Source organism: Sphingomonas sp. (genome assembly GCF_035317925.1).
GTDB lineage: Bacteria > Pseudomonadota > Alphaproteobacteria > Sphingomonadales > Sphingomonadaceae > Sphingomonas_I.
Window position 1 is genome coordinate 1 of sequence record NZ_DATHFV010000006.1, and the last position, 6,714, is coordinate 6,714.

Consider the following 6,714-nt stretch of genomic DNA (forward strand, 5'->3'; position numbering starts at 1 on the left):
ACATGCTGGACTCACGCGGAAGTCGGGTTAAACGCCCGTTATGGGGAGCGCTGCACCTATCGGTTGGTCCGTACAATCGCTGCAATTCGTGGTCTTTACGCCCACGGCATCAGCCGCGCCTGAAGCCTTCTCCCCCTGGCAGAGCCTCTTCGGCACTCCTCCCATCGCATACGCGCCAGGCCCTCCTGGGCAACCACCGAGCGCGACCGCGAGCGGCCAAGCGGGTGGTTTCCAAGTAGCGTTGACAGCATCACCGGCGCGTTGGGATCTAGTTTTATCCGCGCCCGACCGGTCGCCACACGCAGGCGGGCCCGCTTTAATAGCAGATCTGAACTCCCCGTTGAGCTACGGGGTCGAATTGGCGAAAAAGCTGGCTTCCACCACTAAACCCGTGCGCGTCGCTATCGTCGCGAACATGATCAAGATGGCGGCAAGCGCTTCAGGTGCGGCAGATTTGTTTCGCCAGGTTTTGAATCAGGCTCAATTTCCAGACACGGCGATCGACCTCACCCTGCAGTTAAATGTTTCGCGCACCGTCGACCAAGGCCAAATAAACAGGCTTTGCCGCTGGGCGACGACACAGATGCAATTACTGGCCGTGCAAATCGGCCCGGACGGGGTCGCGACGCCGGTCGTAACAGCCGTCGAGCATGGGCTGGCGCTGATGGCAGACGTCAATACAGCGCCAACGTTCGATCTCAATGATGCCAACTTGGCATTTGATCTCCTTGCGGCCGAAGTAGCCGAGATTATATCCTCCGGATATGCCCGTCTTACCGCCGCTTGATCTTGCCAGCGCATCAACGCCTGCCCGCGTGGTATGCGTCGCTTCTTCCTCGCAGACCGCGAGCGAACAGGCCGACCGGCTTGCCGATTTGATTGAGCGCGCCCAATCGGCCGCCAATCGTACCAACCGCGCGGCACAATTCCGTCGTACGTTCCCGAGCGTCAGGATCGAAAACTCGGTTAGCGCCGCGGCAGGATTCGAGCCGGTCAACTTTGCTAACCCCTCCTCAACCTTCACGAGCTATCCAGTCGAGGATGCTTTGGATGAATGGGGCTGGCTGGAGTTGGAAAACTGGTCGTCGGTTCGCCGGGGATCTGAGCAATGGTGGCTGCACGCTAACTATGCTGACGAGTCACAAAGCGCGCTGCAGCGCGTATCTGCTTCGGTGAGCCACATCGACGCCGCGCTCGGCGAATTGCAAGACGGCTGGAACGGCAGTGGGTCGCTCGCCCCGAGCGTTGCTGTTCGCTCCGACGTTGCGCTAACCCTCGGCGCCGCGTCAGTCGAGTTGCCGAGCCCACAGATTGAGGTCGACGACGACGGCACCGTGGCGCTGATTTGGGACCACGCAGGCCACTCTCATGCGCTTACTTTTCTCGGAAACGGGAAGGTGATCGGGACAATTTCACCGAGCGCCGACGTCGCCCTGTGGGAACAGGTAATCGTTGACCGACCACAGATAGCTGAGCGGATTGCTCATTTTGCGAATAATCTCGCGCAATCGTGACCTGCTGCGAGGGCTGCCCTAGAGAGCTTGTCCAGCAAGACAGTGTCTCCTTGGGCGTGATTGCCGACGATGAGCACATTGCGCGCGGAGCGTTTTCGCCATCGCATGGCAATGCAAAAACCCTGAGCATCAAAAACGGATTGATCTCAAGGGCCAGCCTATTCGCAGGCCAATGTTCTGTCTGGCGGCTTAATCCACCGGGAATTGAGGTGGCTGACCTTATTACGATTCTGGCTGCGGGCCGACCCGAGCAACGACTTTTCGCTATCTCGGCTAAGACCGCCGAGCAAATACGGGAAATCCAGATTGAAGGAGGCATTCGCGCCTTCTGCGTGGTGGACGAATGTGACTGCGATCAGGATGGCAACAAGCATCCAGCGCACGCACACATAGCACTCTGCAAACAGATGATTGCCGCGGGATTTTCTGAAGGTGACGCGCGCTTTGTAAAGGTTCACCGCGATTTGGTCGCCCTACTTGCGCCGGCGAGAATCTGGGAAGACAAAGCCGCTTAACCGACAGCCTGTCTGACCGACCAATCTGGCATCCACTAGCAGACTTGGTGGAAAGCGGAGGTTGCCGAGGGACCTAATCCGCGTTGTCGAATTTCCGCACCTCGATGGCGCTTTCATCGAAATCGTCGAGCAGGCGCGCATTGATGCCTATCTTGCCAAAATCTTCGCCGAGAGACTGCCAGTGGGTGCCGCAGCCGCAGACCGGACAATGGTGGATGCCGATCATGCGATCGCCCCACACATAGGCGGTCGTCTCGCCCGAAATGCGGACCTGATCCGGCGGGAAATAGGCGACACGCCATGCGAGCTTGCGACACAGCGAGCAGTTACAGTCCGCAACCCAGGCGGGCTTGCCTGGCAGCTCTATCCGCACGTTACCGCAATGACAGCTTCCCTGGACGCCCATGGCGGCTTTTTATGGCGATTTGGGAATGGCCGCAATTGGGCCGAAAGCGTTCAAAAAGGAAAGGGCGCTCGCCGTTGCCGGGAGCGCCCTTCTTTCTACTTGAGGGATAGATCAGGCGAAGCTGACCGCAACTTTCTTGCGGCGCGCGCGCATCGCGCCGCCGACCATGCCGAAGCCGCCGAGCATGAGCGCCCAAGACGCGGGCTCCGGAACGGCGGCCGGGGCAAAGGTGCCCGACGCGTTCACCAGGCCGGTTTCGGTCGGATAGGCGATAGCCTGACTACGACTGCCCTCAGTCCCGCCTTCGAGGAAGATGCTGCCATAGCCGCCAAGACCGAGGCTGATCAGCCAACCCTTGACGTTGCCTGACGCGTCGGTGTCGATGAACAGGCTGTTGAGGAAAAACGAGCAGCCGCAGGTTGGCAAGTATGACGCGACGAAATCGGTCGAGAGCCCGAAATCGCCGGCGTTGAAATTGAAGTTTGCGAGGTTGCCAGCCTGGTTGGAGAAGTTGAGGTTATCACCGAGCGGCGTGTTGAACGTGATCGAGCCGGTGATCTTATCCGACGTCGTGAAGTGCGATTGCGCGCTGGCATCGTGCGTGATGTTGGTGAAATCAGCGCCGGTGTAGGTGTAGGTCACGCCGGCATGCGCGCTTGCGATCGGCACCATCGACGCCAGGGCACAGGCGGCCAGGGCATGCGTCATCGCTTTGATTTTCATCGCTCAAGATCCCAAAAAATGCAGCACACCAGAATGGCGCGCCATGGGCGGCGCTAGGGGCGCTCCATGATGGTCGCGTGACGATTCCGTGAAAGTGACGGAGATAATTAACTTTATTTGCCGCCCACCACGCCAGCACGCGCAGAGCCTTCGTTAACCGCGCCCGCGCCGGGCTGACGACGATTCATATCAGGAGAACCCGATGGCGACTTTGGACGCGCCGCTTTCGCATGCCGAACTGGCGGCGATGCTGGCGGAGGATGAGCGGATGGCGCTTTCCTTCCGGGACAGCACGCTGGCCGACGAGCAGGCGGTGGCGATCGATTATTATGAGGCGCGGCCGTTCGGCGACGAGGAGGAAGGGCTGAGCCAGGTGGTGACGCCCGAGGTGGCCGAGGTGGTCGATTATATGACGATCAGCGTGTCGCGCACGATCGTCGCCGGCGACCGGGTGGTGGAGTTCGAGAGCGCGGAAGCCGACAGCGAGGCGGCGGCCGAGGAGGCGACGGCGGCGGTGACATACTGCTTCCTGAAGCAGCAGGATGGCTATCGCGTGATCCACGACTGGATCCAGTCGGGGCTGATCGAGAAGATCGGGATCGCCAAGACCTGCGCCGAGCGCCGCGAGATCGTGCGCAAGCATCGCGGGATTTTCGGCGAGGAGGAGCTGGCGTTGCTCCATGCGAGCGGCGCGGAGATCAGCGCGGCGACCGACCAGGGCGACGGCAGCTTCCATGTCGAGATCGCGGAGCGGACGAGCGAGACGCGGTTCGTCGATTATCCGGTGCCGAGCGAGGAATTCCTGTTCGCGAGCCGGACGCGGCACGAGGACGATGCGGATTATCTGTGCCATCGATCGGCGAAGAGCATTTCCGATCTGATCGAGATGGGGTTCGATCGCGATCTGGTGGAAGGTCTGCCGGCGGATGCGATGACGATATCGCTCGACAGCCGATCGACCGCGCGCTGGCTGGACGAGACGCAGGTGACGAACTCGGGCAACCGGCGGGTTTGGCTGCGCGAGGAATATAAGCGCGTCGACCTCGACGGGGACGGCGTGGCCGAATTGGTGAAAGTGTTTCGCGTCGACGATGTCGTGCTCGACGTCGAGGAAGTGGACGAGGCGCCGTTCGTGGTGTGGTGCCCGTTCCCGCGCGCGCACCGGCTGGTCGGGCACAGCCTGGCCGACAAGGTGATGGATCTGCAGCGGGTGAAATCGGTGATCCTGCGGCAACAGCTGAACGGACTGTATCTGACGAACAATCCGCGCATGTACGTGCCGCAGGATTGCATGACCGAGGATACGATCGACGATCTGCTGACGGTGCGGCCGGGCGGGATCGTGCGCGGCAAGGGGGCGAGCAAGCCCGAGCCCTTGTACGAGGCGTTCGACATGTCGAAAGGCATGACGATGCTGCAATATATCACCGGCGAGCGCGAGAGCCGGACGGGGATCACGCGGCTGAACCAGGGGCTGGATGCGGACGCGCTCAACAAGACCGCGACCGGGACGGCGTTGCTGCAGGCACAGGGCCAGCAGATGGAGGAATATGTCGCGCGCAATTTCGCCGAAGCGCTGGCCCGGCTTTTTGCGAAGAAGTTGCGGCTGATGGCGGCGGTGGGCGATCGACTTGCGGTCAAGATCGACGGGCAGGCGCGGACAGTCGATCCGCGCAGCTGGCCGACGGGGCTGGCGGCGAACGTGCGGGTTGGGCTCGGATCGGGGCGCAAGGATCAGCGGCTCGCGTACCGCGCGCAGATGCTCGACATGCAGAAGGAGGCGCTGCCGGTCGGGCTCGCCAGCAAGCGCAACCTGTTCAAGAACCTGGCGGCGATGGTGCGCGACGCGGGCCTGGGGATTCCGACCGATTATTTCCTCGATCCGGCCAGCCCCGAGGGGCAGGCGGCGGGGCAAGGGGCACCGCATCCCGATCTGGCGAAGGCGCAGGCGGACGTGCAGGCGGCGGCGCAGCGGCTGATGCTGGATCGACAGAAGGCGCAGGCCGAACTGGCGCTGGGGCAGCAGCATAAGGCGGCGAAGCTGCAGCTCGAGCGGGATAAGGCGGCGGCCGAAGCCGCGCTGGAACGCGAGCGGATGGTGCTGGAATATGATCTGGCGGAACGGCGCTTCCATGCCGAGCAAAGCGGACGGCGACGGCCGCGCGGGCGGCGGCCGGCCCCCGACGACGCGATCGGGGCGATGCGGCCGGGCGGAGCGCTCGACCAGTGAGCGAGGATGCGGTCCATCGCGCCCATCGCTGGCGGGAATTTTACGAGGAGGATGGCGGGCTGCGCGAGGTGCTCGACACGCTGCGCCGCGCCTATTTCGATCGGGCGAGCGAATTGATGCCGAACGATACAAGCGCGTTGCTCAAACTCGGCATGGCGGGGAAGATCGTGGCACAGGTGGACGAGCATATCCGCCACATCATCGCCGCCGGACGACTGGAGCAGGCGGCGCAGGACCATGCCGAACGGATCGCGCGGCTGCCGGAGGCGCGGCGGCGGTTTCTGTGAATGTTGCGGAGGCACGACATCAGGCTAAAGGACGCGCGATGACCGCGCGATTGCTCCGAAAGTTATTTGGGATAGCGGGCTGCGCGCTGCTGGCGGCGGCCACGCCGGCATCGGCCGAGAGGATGCTGTTCGTCGGCAACAGTTTCACCTTCGGCGCGGGATCGGCGGTGCGGTTCTTGCACCCCGAGCTGGTGCATGATCTCAACCATGGCGGCCAGGGCGGCGTACCGGCCTTGTTCAAGATGTTCGCGATGCAGGCGGGCCTCGACTGGGACGTGAGCCTGGAGACGGTCGGCGGGCAGGAATTGAGCTTCCACCTGGCCAACAAGAGAGCCGAACTGGCGGGCGCGTGGGATGTGGTGCTGCTGCAGGATTACAGCACGCTCGACCGGGCAAATCCCGGAGATTCATCGGCGCATGTGCGCGACGCGGGGCGGCTGGCGGCGATGTTCAAGGCGGCCAATCCGGCGGCGCGCGTGCTGCTGGAAACGACCTGGCCGCGCGCGGACCAGATCTATCCGGCGGGCGCGCACTGGCACGGCAAGCCGGTATCGGCGATGGCGGACGACATCGAGCGCGCCAATGCGGCCGCGATCCTGGCGAGCCGCGACATCGGCGGGACCGCACCGGTGGGCGAAGCGTGGGTGCGCGCGATCGATCAGGGCCTGGCCGACCCCAATCCCTATGACGGGACGGCGTTCGGCAAGATCGATCTGTGGACGTGGGACCATTATCACGCGAGCGCGTACGGCTATTATCTGGCGGCGCTGACGATCTTCGGGCGGGTGACGGGGGTGGACCCGCGCACCTTGGGGCCGCGCGAGCGGGCGGCGGACGAACTGGGATTCAGCGGGACGACGACGGTCGCGCTGCAAAGGATCGCGGCGGAAGCGCTCACCGGTCAGCCGCGCACGCCGGCGACGCGAGCGGAACAGCGCTGACCTTATTATTCGGCATTATTCGGCGCGGAAGGCGCGGCGGCGCAGCCTAAGGCCGATCCCCACGGCGGTGAGGGCAAAACTCAAACAAACTCAAAATT

Annotated in this window: 8 protein-coding genes; 6 read left to right on the plus strand and 2 right to left on the minus strand. The window is 63.2% G+C overall.

Annotation, left to right across the window (positions count from 1 at the left end):
- Positions 1-358: 358 nt before the first annotated feature.
- From VK533_RS00220 to VK533_RS00230, 3 genes are read left to right on the plus strand one after another with little or no spacing between them, the layout of a single operon-like run.
- A complete protein-coding gene (locus VK533_RS00220; protein ID WP_324373834.1) occupies positions 359-787 on the plus strand; it encodes a hypothetical protein in 429 nt (142 codons plus the stop codon).
- Positions 765-1,514 carry a hypothetical protein gene (locus VK533_RS00225; RefSeq protein ID WP_324373836.1) on the plus strand — a complete coding sequence of 250 codons (750 nt, stop codon included), beginning with the start codon at positions 765-767 and terminating at the stop codon, positions 1,512-1,514. The genes VK533_RS00220 and VK533_RS00225 overlap by 23 nt, the downstream gene beginning before the upstream one ends.
- Positions 1,515-1,564: 50 nt before the next feature.
- Entirely contained in the window at positions 1,565-2,029 is a 465-nt protein-coding gene (locus tag VK533_RS00230; RefSeq protein WP_324373838.1) for a hypothetical protein, read from the plus strand.
- Between the two features lie 73 nt (positions 2,030-2,102).
- Here the strand turns inward: VK533_RS00230 and VK533_RS00235 are convergent, their stop codons facing one another.
- Both VK533_RS00235 and VK533_RS00240 read right to left on the minus strand, forming a co-directional pair.
- The gene (locus VK533_RS00235) at positions 2,103-2,435 is read right to left on the minus strand and encodes a GFA family protein (RefSeq protein WP_324373840.1); all 333 of its coding nucleotides are present in this window, start codon (positions 2,433-2,435) and stop codon (positions 2,103-2,105) included.
- Positions 2,436-2,546: 111 nt separating this feature from the next.
- Positions 2,547-3,158, minus strand: coding sequence for a PEPxxWA-CTERM sorting domain-containing protein (locus tag VK533_RS00240; protein ID WP_324373842.1), 612 nt, complete (start codon positions 3,156-3,158; stop codon positions 2,547-2,549).
- 202 nt (positions 3,159-3,360) lie between these two features.
- Between VK533_RS00240 and VK533_RS00245 the strand changes: the two genes are divergently transcribed.
- The 3 genes from VK533_RS00245 to VK533_RS00255 are packed head-to-tail and all read left to right on the plus strand — an operon-like array spanning position 3,361 to position 6,616.
- Entirely contained in the window at positions 3,361-5,388 is a 2,028-nt protein-coding gene (locus tag VK533_RS00245) for a portal protein (RefSeq protein WP_324373844.1), read from the plus strand.
- The gene (locus VK533_RS00250) at positions 5,385-5,675 is read left to right on the plus strand and encodes a hypothetical protein (protein WP_324373846.1); all 291 of its coding nucleotides are present in this window, start codon (positions 5,385-5,387) and stop codon (positions 5,673-5,675) included. Before VK533_RS00245 ends, VK533_RS00250 begins: the two co-directional genes overlap by 4 nt.
- Positions 5,676-5,713: 38 nt before the next feature.
- Positions 5,714-6,616: a PEP-CTERM sorting domain-containing protein gene (locus tag VK533_RS00255; protein WP_324373848.1), complete on the plus strand. Its 903-nt coding sequence runs from the start codon at positions 5,714-5,716 to the stop codon at positions 6,614-6,616.
- Positions 6,617-6,714: the final 98 nt, after the last annotated feature.